Origin of the sequence: uncultured Paraglaciecola sp. (genome assembly GCF_913058035.1) — a bacterium.
In the GTDB taxonomy this organism is placed as follows: Bacteria; Pseudomonadota; Gammaproteobacteria; order Enterobacterales; family Alteromonadaceae; genus Paraglaciecola.
This window is the reverse complement of sequence record NZ_CAJXPA010000087.1, coordinates 1-18,378: the sequence shown is the minus strand read 5'-3', so window position 1 is coordinate 18,378 and position 18,378 is coordinate 1. Positions and strand designations below refer to the sequence as shown.

23 protein-coding genes are annotated in these 18,378 nt (G+C 38.4%); 8 read left to right on the top strand and 15 right to left on the bottom strand.

Translation table 11 applies throughout. The features are described 5' to 3' along the window. Positions 1-18: 18 nt before the first annotated feature. Positions 19-225 (bottom strand): hypothetical protein, encoded by a 207-nt coding sequence (locus QZ562_RS12400; RefSeq protein WP_293760422.1) that lies wholly within the window; start codon positions 223-225, stop codon positions 19-21. Positions 226-284: 59 nt separating this feature from the next. After that, complete coding sequence (locus QZ562_RS12395) at positions 285-920, bottom strand: MOSC domain-containing protein (RefSeq protein WP_293760420.1); 636 nt, start codon at positions 918-920, stop codon at positions 285-287. 109 nt (positions 921-1,029) lie between these two features. Between QZ562_RS12395 and QZ562_RS12390 the strand changes: the two genes are divergently transcribed. From QZ562_RS12390 to QZ562_RS12380, 3 genes are read left to right on the top strand one after another with little or no spacing between them, the layout of a single operon-like run. Beyond that, the gene (locus QZ562_RS12390) at positions 1,030-1,596 is read left to right on the top strand and encodes an RNA polymerase sigma factor (RefSeq protein ID WP_293760417.1); all 567 of its coding nucleotides are present in this window, start codon (positions 1,030-1,032) and stop codon (positions 1,594-1,596) included. Further along, entirely contained in the window at positions 1,589-2,080 is a 492-nt protein-coding gene (locus tag QZ562_RS12385) for a hypothetical protein (protein ID WP_293760415.1), read from the top strand. The genes QZ562_RS12390 and QZ562_RS12385 overlap by 8 nt, the downstream gene beginning before the upstream one ends. A 24-nt stretch (positions 2,081-2,104) precedes the next feature. After that, positions 2,105-3,055, top strand: coding sequence for a hypothetical protein (locus QZ562_RS12380; protein ID WP_293760412.1), 951 nt, complete (start codon positions 2,105-2,107; stop codon positions 3,053-3,055). A gap of 52 nt (positions 3,056-3,107) precedes the next feature. Here QZ562_RS12380 and ispB read toward each other — a convergent pair whose 3' ends face one another. After that, entirely contained in the window at positions 3,108-4,079 is a 972-nt protein-coding gene (gene ispB / locus QZ562_RS12375) for an octaprenyl diphosphate synthase (RefSeq protein ID WP_293760409.1), read from the bottom strand. Positions 4,080-4,331: 252 nt separating this feature from the next. On the opposite strand from ispB, the gene rplU reads away from it, so the two are divergent. The 4 genes from rplU to folA all read left to right on the top strand — a co-directional run bounded on the left by rplU (position 4,332) and on the right by folA (position 6,836). Beyond that, the gene (rplU, locus tag QZ562_RS12370) at positions 4,332-4,643 is read left to right on the top strand and encodes a 50S ribosomal protein L21 (protein ID WP_293760406.1); all 312 of its coding nucleotides are present in this window, start codon (positions 4,332-4,334) and stop codon (positions 4,641-4,643) included. A 15-nt stretch (positions 4,644-4,658) separates the two neighbouring features. Continuing rightward, positions 4,659-4,913, top strand: coding sequence for a 50S ribosomal protein L27 (gene rpmA / locus QZ562_RS12365; RefSeq protein WP_293760403.1), 255 nt, complete (start codon positions 4,659-4,661; stop codon positions 4,911-4,913). Between the two features lie 137 nt (positions 4,914-5,050). Continuing rightward, positions 5,051-6,208: an Obg family GTPase CgtA gene (gene cgtA / locus QZ562_RS12360; RefSeq protein WP_293760400.1), complete on the top strand. Its 1,158-nt coding sequence runs from the start codon at positions 5,051-5,053 to the stop codon at positions 6,206-6,208. 121 nt (positions 6,209-6,329) lie between these two features. Next, on the top strand, positions 6,330-6,836 hold the full coding sequence (folA, locus tag QZ562_RS12355) for a type 3 dihydrofolate reductase (protein ID WP_293760431.1): 507 nt from the start codon (positions 6,330-6,332) through the stop codon (positions 6,834-6,836). Here folA and QZ562_RS12350 read toward each other — a convergent pair. From QZ562_RS12350 to QZ562_RS12295, 12 genes are all read right to left on the bottom strand, one after another. Further along, positions 6,811-7,338, bottom strand: coding sequence for a hypothetical protein (locus QZ562_RS12350; protein WP_293760397.1), 528 nt, complete (start codon positions 7,336-7,338; stop codon positions 6,811-6,813). The genes folA and QZ562_RS12350 overlap by 26 nt on opposite strands. A 354-nt stretch (positions 7,339-7,692) precedes the next feature. Continuing rightward, entirely contained in the window at positions 7,693-8,676 is a 984-nt protein-coding gene (gene rpoS, locus QZ562_RS12345; RefSeq protein WP_293760394.1) for an RNA polymerase sigma factor RpoS, read from the bottom strand. 58 nt (positions 8,677-8,734) lie between these two features. Then, positions 8,735-9,559: a peptidoglycan DD-metalloendopeptidase family protein gene (locus QZ562_RS12340; RefSeq protein WP_293760428.1), complete on the bottom strand. Its 825-nt coding sequence runs from the start codon at positions 9,557-9,559 to the stop codon at positions 8,735-8,737. Between the two features lie 26 nt (positions 9,560-9,585). Then, positions 9,586-10,530: a DUF368 domain-containing protein gene (locus tag QZ562_RS12335; RefSeq protein ID WP_363315356.1), complete on the bottom strand. Its 945-nt coding sequence runs from the start codon at positions 10,528-10,530 to the stop codon at positions 9,586-9,588. Continuing rightward, positions 10,527-11,165 carry a protein-L-isoaspartate(D-aspartate) O-methyltransferase gene (locus QZ562_RS12330; RefSeq protein WP_293760391.1) on the bottom strand — a complete coding sequence of 213 codons (639 nt, stop codon included), beginning with the start codon at positions 11,163-11,165 and terminating at the stop codon, positions 10,527-10,529. Before QZ562_RS12330 ends, QZ562_RS12335 begins: the two co-directional genes overlap by 4 nt. A gap of 47 nt (positions 11,166-11,212) precedes the next feature. Further along, on the bottom strand, positions 11,213-12,262 hold the full coding sequence (truD, locus tag QZ562_RS12325; RefSeq protein WP_293760388.1) for a tRNA pseudouridine(13) synthase TruD: 1,050 nt from the start codon (positions 12,260-12,262) through the stop codon (positions 11,213-11,215). Continuing rightward, positions 12,253-12,753, bottom strand: a complete 501-nt coding sequence (ispF, locus tag QZ562_RS12320) for a 2-C-methyl-D-erythritol 2,4-cyclodiphosphate synthase (RefSeq protein ID WP_293760385.1) — start codon at positions 12,751-12,753, stop codon at positions 12,253-12,255. Before ispF ends, truD begins: the two co-directional genes overlap by 10 nt. Positions 12,754-12,769: 16 nt before the next feature. Then, the gene (gene ispD / locus QZ562_RS12315; RefSeq protein ID WP_293760382.1) at positions 12,770-13,489 is read right to left on the bottom strand and encodes a 2-C-methyl-D-erythritol 4-phosphate cytidylyltransferase; all 720 of its coding nucleotides are present in this window, start codon (positions 13,487-13,489) and stop codon (positions 12,770-12,772) included. Between the two features lie 4 nt (positions 13,490-13,493). Beyond that, positions 13,494-13,772, bottom strand: coding sequence for a cell division protein FtsB (gene ftsB, locus QZ562_RS12310; protein WP_293760379.1), 279 nt, complete (start codon positions 13,770-13,772; stop codon positions 13,494-13,496). Positions 13,773-13,924: 152 nt separating this feature from the next. After that, the gene (locus QZ562_RS12305; protein WP_293760376.1) at positions 13,925-15,676 is read right to left on the bottom strand and encodes a TIGR03545 family protein; all 1,752 of its coding nucleotides are present in this window, start codon (positions 15,674-15,676) and stop codon (positions 13,925-13,927) included. Positions 15,677-15,678: 2 nt separating this feature from the next. Further along, a complete protein-coding gene (locus tag QZ562_RS12300) occupies positions 15,679-16,182 on the bottom strand; it encodes a TIGR03546 family protein (RefSeq protein ID WP_293760373.1) in 504 nt (167 codons plus the stop codon). Between the two features lie 376 nt (positions 16,183-16,558). Then, positions 16,559-17,104: a TIGR04211 family SH3 domain-containing protein gene (locus QZ562_RS12295; protein WP_293760370.1), complete on the bottom strand. Its 546-nt coding sequence runs from the start codon at positions 17,102-17,104 to the stop codon at positions 16,559-16,561. A 263-nt stretch (positions 17,105-17,367) separates the two neighbouring features. Between QZ562_RS12295 and QZ562_RS12290 the strand changes: the two genes are divergently transcribed. Then, on the top strand, positions 17,368-18,378 hold a 1,011-nt coding region (locus QZ562_RS12290), incomplete at its 3' end, for a CYTH domain-containing protein (protein WP_293760367.1).

The following is an 18,378-nucleotide window of genomic DNA, read 5'->3' as shown; positions in this document are numbered from 1 at the left end:
ATTTGTGATTGCAGTGTGTCATTTATCGAAGATAGGTATGTTGGTTTCTTTTTCTTTATATTGGTTAGCATCTACATCATTTTGATCAAACGAGCCTGCATCGGCTTCACGAAACGTTAAAATAATAAAATGCGCAAAACCATGAGTTATGCCATGTGCTTTTTGAGAAAGTTGATGTATTCGCTGTGTTTGCCTAACATCTGTTTTGATAACAAAAGCTTCCACCGTGCTAGCGTTTTATTCGTGTTCTCAACTAAGTTTTGTTGCCTATATTGTATCGCTTTCTAACTCAATGGGTATTTTTGTTGAAGCCTATGCTGCCATTCAGGGTCAAGGCCTATAGCGTTGGATACCAGCTCAAGTAGCTGTCTTTCCACTTCAGCATCAATAACCTTAAGCAGTGTATCGACAGTGACATCTGTATTAGGTCTTTGTTGTAAAATGAATTCATCATTTAGTGTCATATCGCCTGCCTGCAATACTCGGTAATACCAACCATTGAGCCTATGTTGGTTAATAAATTGATGTAAATCAGGTTGTTTGAACTTAGCATCAATTTTCCAACAGGGCATGCGGGGTGAGCTAACTTGTAATATAGCGCTGCCTACCTTGTAGATATCACCAATACATACATTGTGCTCGTTCATATCTGTAACAGAGAGGTTTTCACCTATCATCCCAGAATTGGCTTGTTGATGCAGAAGAGGGTAACGCTTGATAATTTTTTCATAACTACTTAATGCATACTGATGTAATGCTTTCTCAGGACCTCCGTGAAATCGCTTGTCAGCCTGAATATCACCTATGATGCCTGATTCATCCACAGACACCTGTGGCATTGATTGTTTGTAGATACCTGTTGGACTACGTTTTTTACCAATGTTGGTCAATTTCCCTGAATATAAACCAATGATTTTCATAATTATTTTTATCCGTATTAATATTTTTTTGGCGCTTTAAACCTTTGTGACTTATCCTGCGACTCATATTTCAAGACTATTTATCAAGACAACTTAATAAGACTATAGATTGAATATTCAAGGAAACGTAGTCGCTGCACAGCATAAGTTTGCCACAAAAAGCGAGTGGGACTTAATACAAGCTGTGCAATGCGGAGATAAGCAAGCTTATAACCGATTGTATCGAGAGTACATTGGCCAGGTGTATGGGCTGTGCTATCGATTGACAGGTGAAAAAATGTTAGCTGAGGATGCAGCGCAAGAAGTGTTTATTCAGTTATGGAAAAAAATTAATAATTTTAAAGGTGACAGTAAATTTTCAACTTGGCTGCATACAGTCACATCTAACATCACTATATCTTATATTCGAAAGCAAAAAGGATGGTTGCAGAAAATGTTTAATATCGAAGATTCTGTGGCTATGAATGCCCAAGCTGAAGAGTCGAGCAGTACAATTGATATTGAACGTTATGTTGCAAGACTGCCTGAGAGAGCGCGACTTGTTTTTGTGCTGCATGCGATTGAAGGCTACCGACACGAAGAAATCGCCACTATGACAAACATGGCTGTGGGCTCTAGCAAAGCGCAACTTCATCGCGCCAAGCAGTTGTTAAAGGAGTGGATGGGTTATGAATAAAACTAATTTTGAAATTGCGTTAGTGAGCCAACTAGCCGAGGTAAATAAAGTGCAGCAGCCAAATAGAGATTTATGGCCGGGCATCGAGTTAGCTTTGCTGTGTGAGTCTTCAGAGCCATCTATGGTAGTGGCAGGTAAAAAAATGTACGCGATTGCAGCTACGGTAGCCATATTTGGATTAATAGGTTGGTTATCGGTTAATCAGTATCCGGTTTCGTTAACTGGCGATGAATTGGTTGCGTCATTAAGTGAACAACATTTAGATCAAAAAAATGCTTTATTGATCAGATTTCAAGATCAACCCGCACTGACTCAAAACTGGCAGGATCAACTTACTGAATTAGACGACGCTGCTGTAGCCATAAAAATGGCATTAAGAAACGAGTCAAACAATATGACTTTATTAAAGATGTTGCGTCATGTGCATCAACAACAAATTAATTTAATTGAACGTGTGCATTCATCTAAGTGGATACACATTTAAAGTACTGAGTTTAGGAGTATAGATATGAGATTGTTATTAATTTTTGCAGGTTTTTTATGTTTAAGTTACGAGGTTTTAGCAAAGGAAAAGATTGATCGTTCGTTCGAGGTATCTAAAAACCCTTACATACAAATTGAACATATAAACGGTTCTGCTAAGGTGATTGCATGGGATAAATTTGAGGTGAAAATAACAGGTACTTTAGGCGAGAAAACAGAAAGGTTCATCTTTGAGAAAGACGATAATGAAGTACTTATCAAAGTTAAAGTTAAAAATAATAGCAGTTGGAGTAACTTGAGTTCTTATAATGGCGACGATTTAGAAATATTTGTTCCTCGTCAAAGTAAAGTGTATTACAGCGCAGTGAATGCCGATGTTGAGCTTGTGCAAGTTCGCGGTGGCGCAAAAATTGAGACAGTAAATGGTTCTATAAACGTAAAAAAACTAGCGGGACGCATCCGACTTGAATCCGTAAATGGCCGAATAACTACAGAAAGTTTAGAGGGAGATGTAAAGATAGAAACTATAAACGGCATAATTAGCTCTCGAAGTTCAAAAGGTAAAGAAGACTCTTACTCGTCGGTAAACGGTAATATTGAGATTATAAGCGAAAGTGGCGATATCAATGTAGAAACAGTGAATGGCGATGTTGAGTTAGAGCTTGGTAAGGTTAATCAATTAAATATAGACACAGTGAATGGATCAATAAACGCTAGATTAGAACTTGAAGATGATGGCGAAATTGATGCTTCTTCAGTAGGGGGTGCAATTCACCTCTACCTACAAAGCGATGTATCAGCAAGGTTTGATGTTGAAGGTTACGCCGGTGGCAGAATTTCTAACAATTTGTCTGATGACAAAACACAAAACGCTAAGTCTGGGCCCAATCGTTGGTTAAAGTTCTCCCTGAACGGTGGTAGTGCGAAGGTTAATGTATCCACAGTAAGTGGTGAGGTGAAGTTAAATAATAAATAATATTAAAATAAAAGATAGTCCGGCTAATAAGTGTTGAGCCAAATGATAAGGATTATGTCGCTCGTTCAACTGCAATATGCGCAAGTCCAATAAGTGCGGTTTTATATTCGGAATTGGCTAATGGAGCCAATGCCTTAATTGCTTTGTCAGAGGCATCTAACGCTTGTTTTTTTGTGTAGCTAAGAGCACCAGTCTGTTTCATTGTGGTCATGATTTCATCGAAGTGTTGCATGCCGTTGCCTTTTTCTATTGCCTCTTTAATAAGTGCTTTTTGTTTATCATTGCCATGCCACATTGCGTACAGTAAGGGAAGTGTTGGCTTGCCCTCTGCGAGGTCATCGCCTACATTTTTACCCATTTCCAGAGGGTCAGCTGAATAGTCAAGAATATCGTCAATAAGTTGAAACGCAGTGCCTAAATATTTGCCGTACTCTTGCATCGCAAATTCAATCTCTTCATCCTGATCTGTTAACACTGCGGCTAGTAAAGTAGCGGCCTCGAATAATCTGGCAGTTTTGCTATATATCACCTGCATGTAACTTTCTTCGCTGGTCTGAGGATCATTACAGCTCATTAATTGCAGCACTTCCCCTTCTGATATTACGTTGGTCGCATTAGATAATATTTCCATAACACGCATACGTTTTAAACTGACCATCATCTGAAATGAACGAGTATAGAGAAAATCACCAACTAATACGCTGGCTTGATTACCAAACACTGCATTTGCTGTTTCTTTACCACGGCGCATAGTGGATTCGTCGACTACGTCATCGTGTAATAGGGTGGCGGTATGAATAAATTCAATTATGGTAGCTAACGTGTGATGTTGCTCTGTTTGAATATTAAGAGCTCTTGCAGCTAAAATAGTCATAAGAGGTCTTAAGCGCTTACCACCACTGTTCACAATATAAAAACCTAGTTGGTTAATCAACGAAACCTCTGAGTCCACTTGCTGCTGGATGAGCCCATTGACTGCCATCATGTCTTGATGTGCCAGTTGATTAATCGTTTCTAATTTCATACTGCCGTTTTGCCCATTTGTGAATATAATTCAATTGTACGCTGTAATTCTGAAAATGGATTTTACAGAAATTTTTTGACGTATCCAGTGACACTTTAGCTTTATAATGCAAAAAACTTCGGGTTAGTGTAAACCGTTTGATATTTATACAGATTAATTAGGAAATTGCCTTGCTTGGAGATACCTGTTCACGTATAATTCGCGGCCTGTTTTTGAATATAAGTGTCAAGAGACACAGTGCGGAGTTTAATTATGTACGCGGTTTTCCAAAGTGGTGGCAAACAACACCGTGTGGCTGAAGGCCAAACCGTTCGCCTAGAAAAAATCGAGGTGGCTCCAGGTGAGTCAATTGAATTCGATGACATCTTAATGGTGAGCAATGGTGACGATATAAAAATTGGTACCCCGTTTGTTAGTGGTAGCAAAGTTACAGCTGAAGTTGTAACGCATGGACGTGGCGATAAAGTAAAAATCGTTAAGTTCCGTCGTCGTAAGCATTCACGTACCCAAATGGGTCATCGTCAGTGGTTCACAGAAGTGAAAATCACTGGTATCAGCGCTTAAAAGGAGTATATACAAATGGCACATAAAAAAGCTGGTGGTAGTACTAACAACGGCCGTGATTCAGAAAGTAAACGCCTAGGTGTTAAGCGTTACGGTGGTGAGTCAGTTTTAGCCGGTAATATCATTGTTCGTCAACGTGGAACTAAATTTCACGCGGGTAGTAACATGGGCATCGGTAAAGACCATACTTTATTCGCTTTATCAGATGGTAAAGTCCAGTTTGAAGTTAAAGGTCCTAAAAATCGTAAATTTGTGAGCATTGTTGCATAAGTAGCAATAGCACATAGATTTTTAAAAGCCCCGCTTTATGCGGGGTTTTTTGTTGAGCTATAAAAATTTGAATCTATTTGAGGGTTCAACAGACTATACTCAGCTCAGTTGAGTAACATTCAAGGTGTCGTTAAGTAATGAAATTTGTAGATGAAGCTGATATCCGTGTTGATGCAGGTAATGGCGGTAATGGTGTAGTCGGTTTTCGCCGCGAAAAATACGTACCTGATGGTGGTCCTGACGGCGGTGATGGCGGTGATGGCGGTAGTATCTATTTGGTTGCAGATGAAAACTTAAACACTTTGATAGATTACCGTTTTGAAAGATTTCATCGTGCTGAGCACGGTAAAAAGGGCCAAAGTGCTAATTGTACTGGCAGAGGCGGTGTTGATTTAGATGTGAAAGTACCCGTTGGAACACGTGCAACCGATAGCGAAACGGGTGAAGTATTAGGTGATTTAACCAAACATATGCAGCGCATGAAAGTAGCCCAGGGTGGTTTTCATGGCTTGGGTAATGCTCGTTTTAAAACCAGTACCAACCGTGCTCCAAGACAAAAATCCGACGGTACACCGGGTGAAGTCAGGCATTTAAGATTGGAACTCATGTTGCTTGCTGATGTGGGATTACTTGGTATGCCTAATGCTGGTAAATCTACCTTTATACGAAGTGTTTCAGCCGCTAAACCTAAAGTAGCAGACTACCCCTTTACTACACTTGTACCAAATTTGGGTGTTGTACGTTTAGATTCTATGCGTAGTTTTGTTATTGCCGATATCCCCGGTTTGATTGAAGGTGCTGCCGAAGGTGCTGGACTTGGGATTCAGTTCTTGAAACATTTAGAGCGCTGTCGGGTGTTGCTACACTTGGTAGATTTGATGCCTGCAGACGGTTCAGATCCTGTCGAAAATGCTAAAGCCATTGTTGCAGAACTTGAAAAATATAGTCCAAAGCTGGCTTCTAAGCCACGTTGGCTAGTTTTTAATAAAATTGATTTAATGCTCGAAGAGGAAGCCAATGAGTTGTGCAAGCAGATTGCAGATGCACTTGAATGGCAAGACGAGTATTTCCAAATTTCAGCATTTCAAAAAGTAGGTACACATTCATTGTGCATGAAAGCTATGGACTTCATTGAGGCATTGCCAGTAGAAGTTGAACCTGAGATTAAGGATGAAGAAACAGGGTTCAAATGGGATACCTATCATAAAGATACAATCGAAGGCGCTTATGATGACGACGACTTCGACGATGATGACGATGACTCTGGTGTAGAAGTTGTTTACACCAAAAAATAACCGTCACATAAATTATAAGTATGAAGCTGGAAGAGGTATTTCTGGTTTCTGTTAATTCTTATATGGTGTTTACTTTTCTCATTATTCTAGAAGTGTACAATCCAATATGATGCAAATTTCAATGATCGCCGCAATGGCCAATAATCGTGTTATTGGTGCTGACAATTCTATGCCATGGCGTCTGCCTGCAGATCTCAAACATTTCAAAAAAATCACCTTAGGTAAACCAATTATAATGGGTCGTAAGACCTATTCTTCTATAGGTAAGGCTTTGCCTGGCCGTCTAAATATAGTGGTTAGTAATGATGTCCACTTTACACTTGCGGATGCAACTGTGGTGCATAGCTGTGAACAGGCTATCGATTTGGCTTCGGAACATTGTAGTCATCACAAGACCGAAAACCCCGAAGTAATGATAATCGGTGGGGGCACCATCTATAATCATTTTTTAGCATTTTGTCATCGACTTTACCTAACTCACATTGAACTAGAGGTTGATGGAGACACCTATTTCCCTGATTATGCCGCAAAGTACAATTGGCAAGAAATAAGTACTGAAGTCCATCAACCAGAGCCATCAAACCCCTATGTTTACCATTTTGTTACTCTTGTAAAACAGGTTGTTTAGGTTTTGACAACAAACTGTAAGTATACACATAACCGTAAATAGCCGTAATTAATATACTAGGCGCTACAGTCAGCCATAAGTTAGGTGTTTGATTCACCCAGTTAACAGAGATGGCAATGCTAGATTGGATCGCAATAGGCAACAAAGGTGCTAAAACACTTCCAGGGATCGCATTGTTACTTAGATATTTTGCAGAGTTGTCCAGCGCATTTTTAAATGTTCTGAAGATAGCAATATTTTGTGATGTTTTAGAATGTACATTGCAAATAATAGGCACTACAAATATCAACGATAAGTAACTGTCACCAAATTTAGACACTGATTTTTCTAAAATAAAGGTAAATAATATCGTAATAGTCGCGCTTAGTGTTCCTTGTACTAATGCCGATCTAAGCACCAATGCCTGGTCATCTGACGCCATGCCATTGGCCCAATATGACCAGACAAAATAAAAACTGAAGGAGACAGCAGCTGAAAGAATTAATCTTAATGTAGAGTTCATGGGTCCATTCTTTTGATGATAATCATTTATTAATGATAACTATTAAAAAACTATCTAGCGAATGTTATCTGATAGAGTTTTGTTTTGAGCTGAATAGTCTTATTAATGATAACTGTGGACATTGCCACAGTGTTTAACAACGTGGAAAGCATACCAAAATAAGCACTAGATGCATGGACCTAATTTGGTAAAGTTCGAGTGAACGTTCTTAACACTGACATTTAATAAGTAGTTGAGGTTATTTGAAGGTATTAATAAGTTACTAAAGTGATAACGTGAAATTTAAAACCTTTGATTCTTTCATGAAAAAAACCTCGAATGAGGCATTTTTCATTGTTTGCGCTTTTAAATAATCTAGGTAAGTTTATTAAATAAAGCTTCTAAATCTAGTCCTTTGTGACCCAACATATCTTTGAGTCGGCGCAAAGCTTCAACTTGTATTTGACGGACTCTTTCACGGGTCAAGCCAATTTCTACGCCCACATCTTCTAGAGTTGAAGGTTCATAACCTAGCAATCCAAAGCGTCTTGCTAAAACTTCGCGTTGTTTGGGATTAAGGTCTTCTAACCACTTGATGATATTTAATTTAATGTCTGAATCTTGTAAATCTTCTTCAGGGCCATGGCCATCGTCATCGGCGATAACATCCAGTAAAACCTTATCATTTTCACCACCTAATGGAGTGTCAACGGAAGTGATCCTTTCATTTAGACGTAGCATCTTAGTGACATCACGAACCGGCTTGTCGAGTGACTGAGCAATTTCTTCTGCAGTAGGTTCATGATCGAGTTTTTGAGACAGCTCTCTAGCAGCTCTTAAATAAACATTTAATTCTTTAACCACATGAATGGGAAGTCGAATAGTACGAGTTTGGTTCATTATTGCCCGTTCTATTGTCTGCCTAATCCACCAAGTGGCATAAGTAGAAAATCTAAAACCTCGTTCAGGATCAAATTTTTCGACAGCTCGAATAAGGCCTAAATTACCTTCTTCGACCAGGTCAAGCAGAGCAAGACCGCGATTATTGTAACGCCTAGCTATTTTGACTACCAAACGTAAGTTACTTACAATCATACGTTTGCGTGATGCTTCATCACCTTTTAAAGCTCGCCGTGAAAAATAAACTTCCTCTTCAGCTGATAATAGTGGAGAAAAGCCAATTTCACCTAAATACAATTGGGTTGCATCAAGATTTTTTGGGGGATCCTGTTTATTAGGTAGTACATTTTCTAACTTTTCTTCAGCTTTTTTAGCAGCTTTGGAAAGCTCTCTCTCAACGGCGTCTTCAATATCGCTGAGAGCATTAACATCGACAACACCTGTTTTTTCCAGACTCATAATCATGATTCCTTAACGGTAATGTTTCTTTAACTTCTCCTTATAAATATTATTATTATTATTTGCTAGGGAGATAGCGCAAAGGGTTAACAGATTTTCCTTTGTACCTTACTTCGAAATGAAGCTTAACCTCATCGGTTCCACTTCTACCCATAGTGGCAATTTTTTGGCCTGCCATAACCCACTGCTGTTCTTTTACTAACATATTGTCATTATGTGCATATGCAGTTAAGTAAGCGTCGGAATGTTTGATAATAATTAGGTTCCCAAACCCACGTAATGCATTGCCCGTGTATACTATTTTTCCATCGGCGGCTGCCAAAATTGGTAGCCCAAGTTTTCCCAAAAAATCTAAGCCTTTATTGCCTTGTTCTCTGGCCGAAAAACCTCGTGAAATAGGTTCAATTGTAGGCCATTGCCAACTCTTAACTCGCTCGGGAAATTGACCAATAGGAGATCCAGCTGGATCTTTGTTAACAATTTCTTCACTTTCACCATACGCCTGCTTTTTAGAAGGGTCAACAGATTGATCCATCATTACTTTTGAAGTTGGGCGAGTGCTCATATTTGATTTCGGTTTTTTTACTTTTATTAACTTGACAAGGGTTAAAATTTGACCGGGTTGTATCTGGTAGGGAGAGGAGATCTTATTTATTCTTGCTAAGTCTCGGTAATCGTTACCAGAATACCAAGCGATAGAATATAGAGTATCTCCAGCCTTAACCTGATAAGTCTTTGCTGAATAAGCCTGTTGTTTGAAATCTCTAAATGTTTTGCCTTGATAAAGCTCTGAAACTGGCGCTGGTTGAATTCGGCCTGAGCAACTAAGATTTATGATGCAGAAAAATAAGATCCCTGAGTGTAAAGACAGCTTTTTAAACAAAGCCACTTTTTGACTCGATATGTGTATTACTCATTAACATGTTTCTGGCCTATTTTTTCCAGCACAATAACCATTCCCATACCTAATAGCATCAACACGATTGAGAACCACATATAAGGGGGTTGGGCATACAGTGTTTCAAAAGTGTGTGGCAATATATTGTTTTGTACTAACGGTATCTCTTTGCCATGCCGATCAATCACTGTTTCTATGGTTTGCTTCCAAGGCCAAACTTTGTTTAAAGAACCCAGCATAAAACCACCTAACAAGGATAAGGTCATTGTTTTATAATGCTGAAACATCCAGCTTAATACATGTGAAAAACTTAACAAACCCGCTACACAACCGCTGGCAAAAATACACAAGGTGGTTAATTGCAATTCCTTTACTGCTGTCAACATGGGCGCATACATACCTAATAAAAGTAATATAAAGCTGCCAGATATACCTGGCAAAATCATTGCACAGATAGCAATCATGCCTGACAAAAATACGATGAATGGTGTTGTTTCAATACTGGTAGGGCTAATGGTTGTAATAAAAAATGCACTAAGAGTGCCAATTAAAAAGGAAGTGACTAGACCGATTCGCCATTTATCGATATGGCGTATTACAGACCAAACTGCTGCTAATATTAATCCAAAAAAGAACGACCACAACAATATTGGATAATTGCCTAGAAGATATAACACCACGCCAGATATGCTTAAAACGCTAACGACAATGCCACTAAACAAAGCCAGTAAAAACCCACCATTAATATGCTGCCAAGTGGATTTCAAACCTTTTTGAAACAATATTTTCAGGGCACTGACGCCACATTGTTTAAGTGAATAGATGAGCTCTTCATAAATGCCTGTAATAAAAGCGATGGTGCCACCAGACACTCCTGGAACAGCATCCGCTGCACCCATCAAAATACCTCTGGCAGCAACACCTACATAGCCTCTCTTTGTTCTGGACGTTTTCAAATGATATCTCCTGCTACCAAAGGGACAAACCTTACGGCTTCAATAATGTTTGAATTAATATTATCTTCGGTTTTAGTAATACAATGTAATTGTTGATTTTCTTCACCAACAGGAATAATTAATCGACCACCATCATTAAGTTGTTGAAATAGCTCCTCTGGTATCGATTTAGCTGCTGCCGTGACTATGATCGCATCATATGGACCTTTGCTGCTCCAGCCTAACCAGCCGTCACCATGTTTCATTTTTACGTTGTGTAAATCTAATTGATTCATTCTTCGTTTAGCTTGAAATTGTAGTGTTTTTATTCTTTCGACAGAATAAACATGACTGAATAATTGGGCCAGTACTGCTGTCTGGTAACCCGAACCTGTACCTATTTCGAGTACATTTTGAGCTTGATTATCAGACTCTAATAATAGCTCAGTCATACGAGCTACGATGTAGGGCTGAGATATGGTTTGTCCTTGGCCAATCGGTAAAGCTGTGTTTTGGTAAGCTTTATGTTTTAGGGCGTCAGGCACAAAAAGTTCTCTAGGCGTTTTGGCTATAGCGTTTAGCACCCTAGTATTACTGATACCTTCTTTATGTAAAAGTTGAGCAAGGCTTTCACCTTTACGTGATGTTAATCTCATGTCGTGCCTATTTTTTTATTGGGTAGTAACTTGTAAAATCCAGTATTTTAAGTTTTGGCAAGATTATTATCTTCAACATTTATCACTTCTCGCAGAATCGAGGTGGCGAATGTGCCTGCTGGAAGTGAAAAACTTAATTTTAATGTATCATTTGCCAATGACCATTCAAGTTCATTTGGAAATAAATTTATTGCCCTTCTTTCTTGTCTTAGACCTAAACCTTCGAGTGTTTGAGTAATCATGGGGTGCTGTTTCGCAAATTCTTGTTCGAACTGTAACGCTTCAGATTCGCTAGCTAATTGACCCTCACCCCACAATGGAGCTGATAAATATATGTCACGTTGTTTTATTCGCTCGCTAATACTGTCATCTATCTGTTGTGCGCAGAAGAAGCTGTGACTACCAGCTAGTTGCATCACGTCACCAGATAAAGGCTTATCGAGGCAGCCTTTTAGTAGCCTGCTATGCAAAACTTCATTAAATAACCATGAACGTAAAGCTGATATGGCCATTGAACGTTTGTTCCGATTACGGATCGCTTCGCCGTTAATCATTTTGTCGGCCAAAACTAAGTTACCACCTCGGGGATCATGTTGAGTATTCCCGAATCGCTGTGAGCCAAAATAATTAGGTACACCGTCCCGTTTTATCTGTCGCAAACGCTTATCAATGCCAGTTGTTGAGCTTAGTTGTCTTAGAATGATAGTAAATCGATTACCTTTTAATACTCCAGTTCTTAATTTTTTATTATGTCGTATTGATTTGAGTATGTTGGCTCCTGATTCATTAAATTGAGCCCAATCAAACTCACCCTTTCCAGGCAGGTGAACACTGAACCATTGTTCGGTTTGTGCGTGTTTGTCTTTGCGCCCGGCATAAGTAACCGCTCTGAGTGGTAATTGAGTAAATTTAGCAATTTGTTCGGCTAAATAAGCAGTATTTAACCCCGTCTTACGTACCCATAAGTATATGTGTTCACCTTCACCAATAGGTTCGTAGCCTAATATTTCGGTCACTTTGAAGTCTTCAGCAGATGCCTTAAATTGCCCTAAAATATCTAACTTTGGGTATTGATGCAGCCAGTGATCTATTTGCATTCAGTTTTGCCTGTTTGCTGCGTTAATAAGACTACCGCGTAAGCTGCAATACCTTCCTTTCGGCCCGCAAAACCCAGTTCTTCAGTAGTGGTGGCTTTAATGTTTATTTGATTAATGTCAGCGCTTAAAACTTCAGCAATATTTTTACGCATTAACTGTATATGTGGAGCCATCTTGGGGGCTTGTGCAACGATCGTTAGGTCCAAGTTACCAAGTTCATAATGCTGTTGTGTGATGAGTTGATATACGTGGCGAAGCAATTCACGACTATCTATGCCTGCCAGCGTTGGGTCAGTATCTGGAAAGTGTTTGCCAATATCTCCCAATGCTAACGCACCTAATAATGCGTCACATAATGCATGCAACAATACATCGCCATCAGAGTGGGCAATCAAGCCCATGTCATGGTTAATCTTTACCCCTGCAATAATAATGGGGCCTACTCCACCAAATTTGTGAACGTCATAGCCATGACCAATTCGAATACTCATGCTTTTGTAAAATCTCCTATAAATACTTAGCTTGTCTTTGAGTCAAGTAAAACTCAGCTAGTAACAAATCTTCGGGTTGAGTTATTTTGATATTTGAGGCACATCCTTCAACTAACACTACTTTTTCACCAAAAAGTTCAATGGCAGATGCCTCGTCTGTAATATTTGTATTTTTTTGGTTCGCTTCATACAATGCTTTTTTTAATAGGGTAAGTTTAAAAAACTGGGGTGTTAATGCATGCCATAAATTTTCTCTAGATTCTGTATTTTTGATAAGATTTTGTCCATCAATCTTGTGATTAACGGCTCGCTTCATGGTGTCACGAACTGGTGTTGCCAGTATTCCCCCAGTACTACCTAGTGTCGCTAACTGCAAAAGGGCAGTTAAGTCTCTTTCTGCTAAACAGGGTCGTGCGGCGTCGTGAACTAACACCCATTCCTCATCATCAGGTAAATGATTTAGTCCAGCTAATACCGAATCGCAGCGTTCTTGGCCTCCAATAACAATCTCAATGTGAGGATGATTCGCGATGAGTAATTGAGAAAAATACTTATCATTAGGATTTAGAACTACAATCACACGCTTAACTTGACTATGTTCAAGTAAATTATTAATCGTATGTTCAATGACAGTTTTGCCAAAAATATGGAGATATTGTTTAGGACATTCTGTTTTCATACGTTTGCCGATACCCGCGGCAGGCAAAACAACAGAGTACTGGAAAAGTGAAGTCATTAAATTAATCGTCAGAAGGCAAAATACGATAAAATGTTTCGCCTTGTTTTATGAGGCCTAATTCGTTTCTGGCACGTTCTTCAGCCGCTTCCAAACCAATTTTCAAATCACTGATATCCGCTTTTAATAAACTGTTACGTTGCTTCAGATTGGCATTGTGGGCAACTTGCAACGCCACTTCTTTACTTGAAATCATAAAGTCAGGCACACTATTTTTACCAAACCATAAACGATATTGAAGTAAACAAAATAGTGTAAACAAAACTGCCACCACTGATTTCATTATTTATGTCTCCAATTAATCACCATGCCTCATTATGCAGAGGTTTTAAGGAGAGGGCTAGTGGTATCAAAAACCATATATTATCGCTTAGTGAGATAAAACTATTTTAATTGTGATTTCGGTGGCTTATTAGTAATAAACAATCCTCTGTTCTAATTAAAAAGTTTGTCAAAAAGCTTATTTTTTAACTTATCTTTATTACTATCTACCAAGCCAGTTATCCTCGTTTCTAAAAGGTCGTTAATGCTATCTAAATCTCCATTAGCTATCTTTTCCCAATCAAGCCATTGAGCTAACTGATTGTTGTTAGTTTCCATTACATCTTCGGTTATGTTGTTAAGTTTTTGATTTAGTTCGTCGAGTTTGGCTTTTTTTTCCGTACTGACATTAGACAACAATGCAGCACCAATCTGTTTATTAAGGTTAGAGCTCAAAGATAAGTTAATATTATCTACGGTCCCACTAATTTCAGTATTAACCGTCAGTTTTTTGAGCTGATTCAGAGTTTCAGCCACAATATTCGCTATCTTGTTACTACCTTTTGCTTTGATAATTAATTTCTGAAAGTCAATGTTACTTGTACCTGAAATTATTTTCCCATTTAAAGCTGCTTTGCCTGAACTGGATAACAAACCTGAATCTAATTGACTAGTTAATTTTTTCTGCGAGACCAAGGCTAATGAAGACAACTTTAATCCAGATAATACCCAGTTCTGATTGGCCTTGATACCTGATTGATCCAACCATAAGTCTCCATTAATTATCAAGGACTGCCACAACGAACTGCTGCTTGAATTAACAGAAAAGAGCGTTGGGCGCCCTAAAACATAATGTTGGTGGGTAATATCTTGCCAATCACTGATGATTTTTTCTTGTTGCCATTGCAGGGATATTTGAGCTTTTTTTATCCATAAGTCAGGCAAAGATGACGTATCGTCAAAACTTATCCATCTGCCGGCATAACCCTGCTGCTCCTCTTCAGCCAGGCCTTGAGCTTTCAACATTGGGCCAACAATATTGAAAGCGGCTAGAGCATATTGGCTCCATTGACCAACTTGTTCTCCAAATACTGTGGTGGTGACATCATTTATGGCATGTGTATCACCAGTGACTAATGATTTCAGTTGTGCATAATCTTCCCGAGGTGCAGCTTTAAGTGCTAATAATTGAGGTGATAATTTATTTTTAGCTTGGCCAACGGATTGCTTAAAATCGCTTAGCCGTTTTTTGTCCTTTAATATTTCTTCTTTGATCGCATCAAATTCTTTTTTAGCCAAAGCTAGCTTTATCGGGTCTTTGTAGTCCGTCTCAGTTAAGGCTTTTATTCGCGCTTGATAATTAGCTAATTTATTTTTTGCTGGTAATGCGGCGTATTGTTGCTGCAACACTTCACTGTATTTTGTAAGTATAACCTGAGTATTTTCGAGTGCTTTTGTCGTTTTAAGGGGAGATTTGGCCAATATTTCATCAACACTTGGAAGTTCTTTAGCATCAGCAAAAATGTCTTCAGTTTGGTTTATAACTTTTGTAGGTTTCCGATAAACGTTACCTTTTACATCCCTTAACGACCCTAACTGAACGCCACTTATGATTAAGTCATCAATGATGAGTTTACGAAGTAACATCGGCGCTAAGTCAATTTTAGCTGAAACAGTCTCCGCTTCGAGTTGGTTAGTTTGTGGTGCTTGTGGATCAGTCAGTTGTATGCGATGTAAAGAGATACCAAAAGGTAAAAAGGTATGTTCAACTGAGCCAATGTTGACTTCTGCACCTATTGTTTTGGCAAGGCTTTTTTCAGCAACAATTTTGATCCAATAATCCAGAAATAAAATGCTACTGGCAGCAATCAAACCAATAATAATAAAAAATGCTACTAAACCAGGTAAACGAATAATAGACTTCATATTTATGCTCCTATTGCTCGATAAAGTTGGTAGAAATTTGTGCCTTTAATAAACTGCACCACGCGCCATTGATTTACCCATTGCATAAATCTTAGACGATATTGTTCAACTAATTTCTTACTACCGATCAATATAATTGGAAATAAAACGATTGAAGCCAATAGACTGCCTAATGTCAGGGTATGGTAAAACTGACTTAATTGGCCAAGATAGGTGCTATACAGAGCTGTCCAAACTGTTCTCAGTTCTTCATTGACTAATAAACCTTCTCCTAAATCTGATAAGAGTACGCTAAGGGGGATCGTAAGCACTGAAAATGCAGCCCATGAGACGAGGAAACTTGTTATGTTGACTCGAAAAAACAAAACCCCAAACAATAATAAAACGGAGTGTAAACCCAAAAGAGGAGTGAGGCCCATTACCATGCCAAAGGCAAAACCAAATGCTAACTGCCAAGGAGATGAGTCTGAATTTAATGCTTTGAAGAGCTTTGCTAATAAACCCATTACTATTCCTTTTTGTAGCTACATTACAGCGGCTTGATTTAATCAAAAACAAATAGTTTTATCTAATAGAAAAAATAACGTTTCAATTATAAAATACATTGTGTGGAAAAATCCCCATCAACTTTTGACTGCATACCTTGTGTCTTTTTCAGGTTTAGCATTCCGCATAACGTAGTAATGGAGTCAAGATTTGTTGACCATCTAACACCTTATTAAATGATGACCTCAAGTATCATTTAATAAGGTGTTAGATATTAACTTGGCTCAAACCAATCCGATTCACTACGATAAGTCACTTAGTTCGGAGGGTTTCGCAATGTAAGTTAGAAAGTTAAATTCAGTCTATAAAATATACACTAAATTATTAGGACATTGTCTACATCCAATTATCGTTTCTACGCCTTTTTTTAGGTAAGTAAGTTAGGATAATCCCTAGAAGTAGACTAATGACTGCAACAATTCCACCGCGAGTGAACCATTCTATTTGTGCAGTTTGGTCATAATCAGCAAGTGTTTGTGCCTTTTTTGCATTTTCTTTTTCAGTGTCACTTAAATTCTTTTTTAAGTTCGTATTTTGTGAAGTGAGAGCAATGATTTGTTGGTTAAGTAAATCGATACTACTTCGCTGCTGAAGGATTATTTTTTCAGTTTTTTCTACTTGTTGTCGTAAACCAGGTACTAGTTCTCTGACACTTTTGGTGAGATTAATAAATTCTGCATCTACCCATCCTGTGCGTTGTTTATCATCAATTACTTCAACAAAACTTTTTTCAGGATTTTCTTGAAGTAACGTGACACGTGTTCCGGCTACAACAGAACCTAAAATTCTGAAGTTTCGCCCAGGCCCTGAATGCAAATAAGTAAATAAATCGTCAGAAATATAACGGATCTCGCCTTCACTATCGTTAGGCTCTTGAGCCAAAGATTGGGCACTTATAAAACTGCTAGCTAGACATAAAAAAAATAAAACTATTCGCTTGCGCATCATAAAAAAATTTACTCCATAACAATTATCTTAAATGGTATTGCTTGACCTAAAGAAAGGCAAGGGACTATTTGTGTTTAGGACGATAGAGTTGCAGTACTAATAAGCTTTTGCGACAGTGTTAGATTGTATAGTCGAATTCGAAAGGCTAGAGTAACGTAAATACATCGGAGCTGACTATTGGCATCCAAAAAGGTTTTATGGAATACGAAATTGAACTTAAATTACTCACTAACGAAAACGCTGGTGAGATTATTGAAACTAAGTTGTTGTCACAAATTAATGCCCACATTACCCAAGAGACTCAGATATTAACAAATCATTATTTTGATACTCCAAATAGGACATTAAGACAGCACGACATAGGTCTGAGAATAAGAGGAAATGACCAAACGTTTGAGCAAACGTTAAAAACTTCAGGAAAGTCTATTGGCGGATTACAGCAACGTCCCGAATATAATGTACAACTTAATGAGTTAAAAAAGCAAAATCTTGGTTTACCAGACCTTGGATTGTTTCCTGTGTCAGCATGGCCAAAAACTATCGATGTTAATGATATACAAGCTTCAATTGAAACACTCTTTAGCACGCATTTTGAACGAAGAATTTACTTACTTGAATTCCCACACGGCGACATTGTGGAGTTAGTGTGGGATTTAGGTGAGGTAACATCAGGCCTACAAAATGTGCCAATTTGCGAAATTGAGTTAGAACTTAAAAAAGGCTCTGTAACAGAAATTTTCAACCTGGCAAAGCTTATAGTTAGTTTGCTGCCAATCACTATTGGCATCGATAGTAAGGCAGCTATTGGATACAAACTGTGTGACGGTAGTTCACCTGGAAAGTTTGTTCAGCATCAACAAAGTCTTCATGAAAATATGCAAAATACAGCTGAGGAGTTCGTCAGTTTGTTGACAATACGACTTCACGATTTTCAAATGTTATCGGCTGAAATAAGACGTCAGTACAGTAAAGAATTAGCAACCAATATTAAGCAAGTCCTTATTAAATTAGTCGACAACTTGGCTGCATTTAGTCATTATTTTCCAAGTCCCACTTTAGACAACATTGGTATAAAACTAAAAAAACTGGTTGATGATTGGTATCTGGTTACCCAGAAAAGCGATAAAAATTCCATTATTAAATTATTAGTAAGAGCGCAGACAACTCAATGGCAACTAGACATCGTGCAATGTTTAGTGGAAAGGCCC

What these genes read in the sequence shown, in the direction of transcription:
- QZ562_RS12330 (WP_293760391.1), bottom strand. Translation starts at nt 11,165, where the DNA reads ATGAGATTAACATCACGTAAAGGTGAAAGCCTTGCTCAACTTTTACAT.
- rpmA (WP_293760403.1), top strand. Translation starts at nt 4,659, where the DNA reads ATGGCACATAAAAAAGCTGGTGGTAGTACTAACAACGGCCGTGATTCA.
- cgtA (WP_293760400.1), top strand. Translation starts at nt 5,051, where the DNA reads ATGAAATTTGTAGATGAAGCTGATATCCGTGTTGATGCAGGTAATGGC.
- ispD (WP_293760382.1), bottom strand. Translation starts at nt 13,489, where the DNA reads ATGACTTCACTTTTCCAGTACTCTGTTGTTTTGCCTGCCGCGGGTATC.
- QZ562_RS12350 (WP_293760397.1), bottom strand. Translation starts at nt 7,338, where the DNA reads ATGAACTCTACATTAAGATTAATTCTTTCAGCTGCTGTCTCCTTCAGT.
- folA (WP_293760431.1), top strand. Translation starts at nt 6,330, where the DNA reads ATGATCGCCGCAATGGCCAATAATCGTGTTATTGGTGCTGACAATTCT.
- rpoS (WP_293760394.1), bottom strand. Translation starts at nt 8,676, where the DNA reads ATGAGTCTGGAAAAAACAGGTGTTGTCGATGTTAATGCTCTCAGCGAT.
- truD (WP_293760388.1), bottom strand. Translation starts at nt 12,262, where the DNA reads ATGCAAATAGATCACTGGCTGCATCAATACCCAAAGTTAGATATTTTA.
- ispF (WP_293760385.1), bottom strand. Translation starts at nt 12,753, where the DNA reads ATGAGTATTCGAATTGGTCATGGCTATGACGTTCACAAATTTGGTGGA.
- ispB (WP_293760409.1), bottom strand. Translation starts at nt 4,079, where the DNA reads ATGAAATTAGAAACGATTAATCAACTGGCACATCAAGACATGATGGCA.
- rplU (WP_293760406.1), top strand. Translation starts at nt 4,332, where the DNA reads ATGTACGCGGTTTTCCAAAGTGGTGGCAAACAACACCGTGTGGCTGAA.
- QZ562_RS12305 (WP_293760376.1), bottom strand. Translation starts at nt 15,676, where the DNA reads ATGAAGTCTATTATTCGTTTACCTGGTTTAGTAGCATTTTTTATTATT.
- QZ562_RS12395 (WP_293760420.1), bottom strand. Translation starts at nt 920, where the DNA reads ATGAAAATCATTGGTTTATATTCAGGGAAATTGACCAACATTGGTAAA.
- QZ562_RS12380 (WP_293760412.1), top strand. Translation starts at nt 2,105, where the DNA reads ATGAGATTGTTATTAATTTTTGCAGGTTTTTTATGTTTAAGTTACGAG.
- QZ562_RS12385 (WP_293760415.1), top strand. Translation starts at nt 1,589, where the DNA reads ATGAATAAAACTAATTTTGAAATTGCGTTAGTGAGCCAACTAGCCGAG.
- QZ562_RS12300 (WP_293760373.1), bottom strand. Translation starts at nt 16,182, where the DNA reads ATGGGTTTATTAGCAAAGCTCTTCAAAGCATTAAATTCAGACTCATCT.
- ftsB (WP_293760379.1), bottom strand. Translation starts at nt 13,772, where the DNA reads ATGAAATCAGTGGTGGCAGTTTTGTTTACACTATTTTGTTTACTTCAA.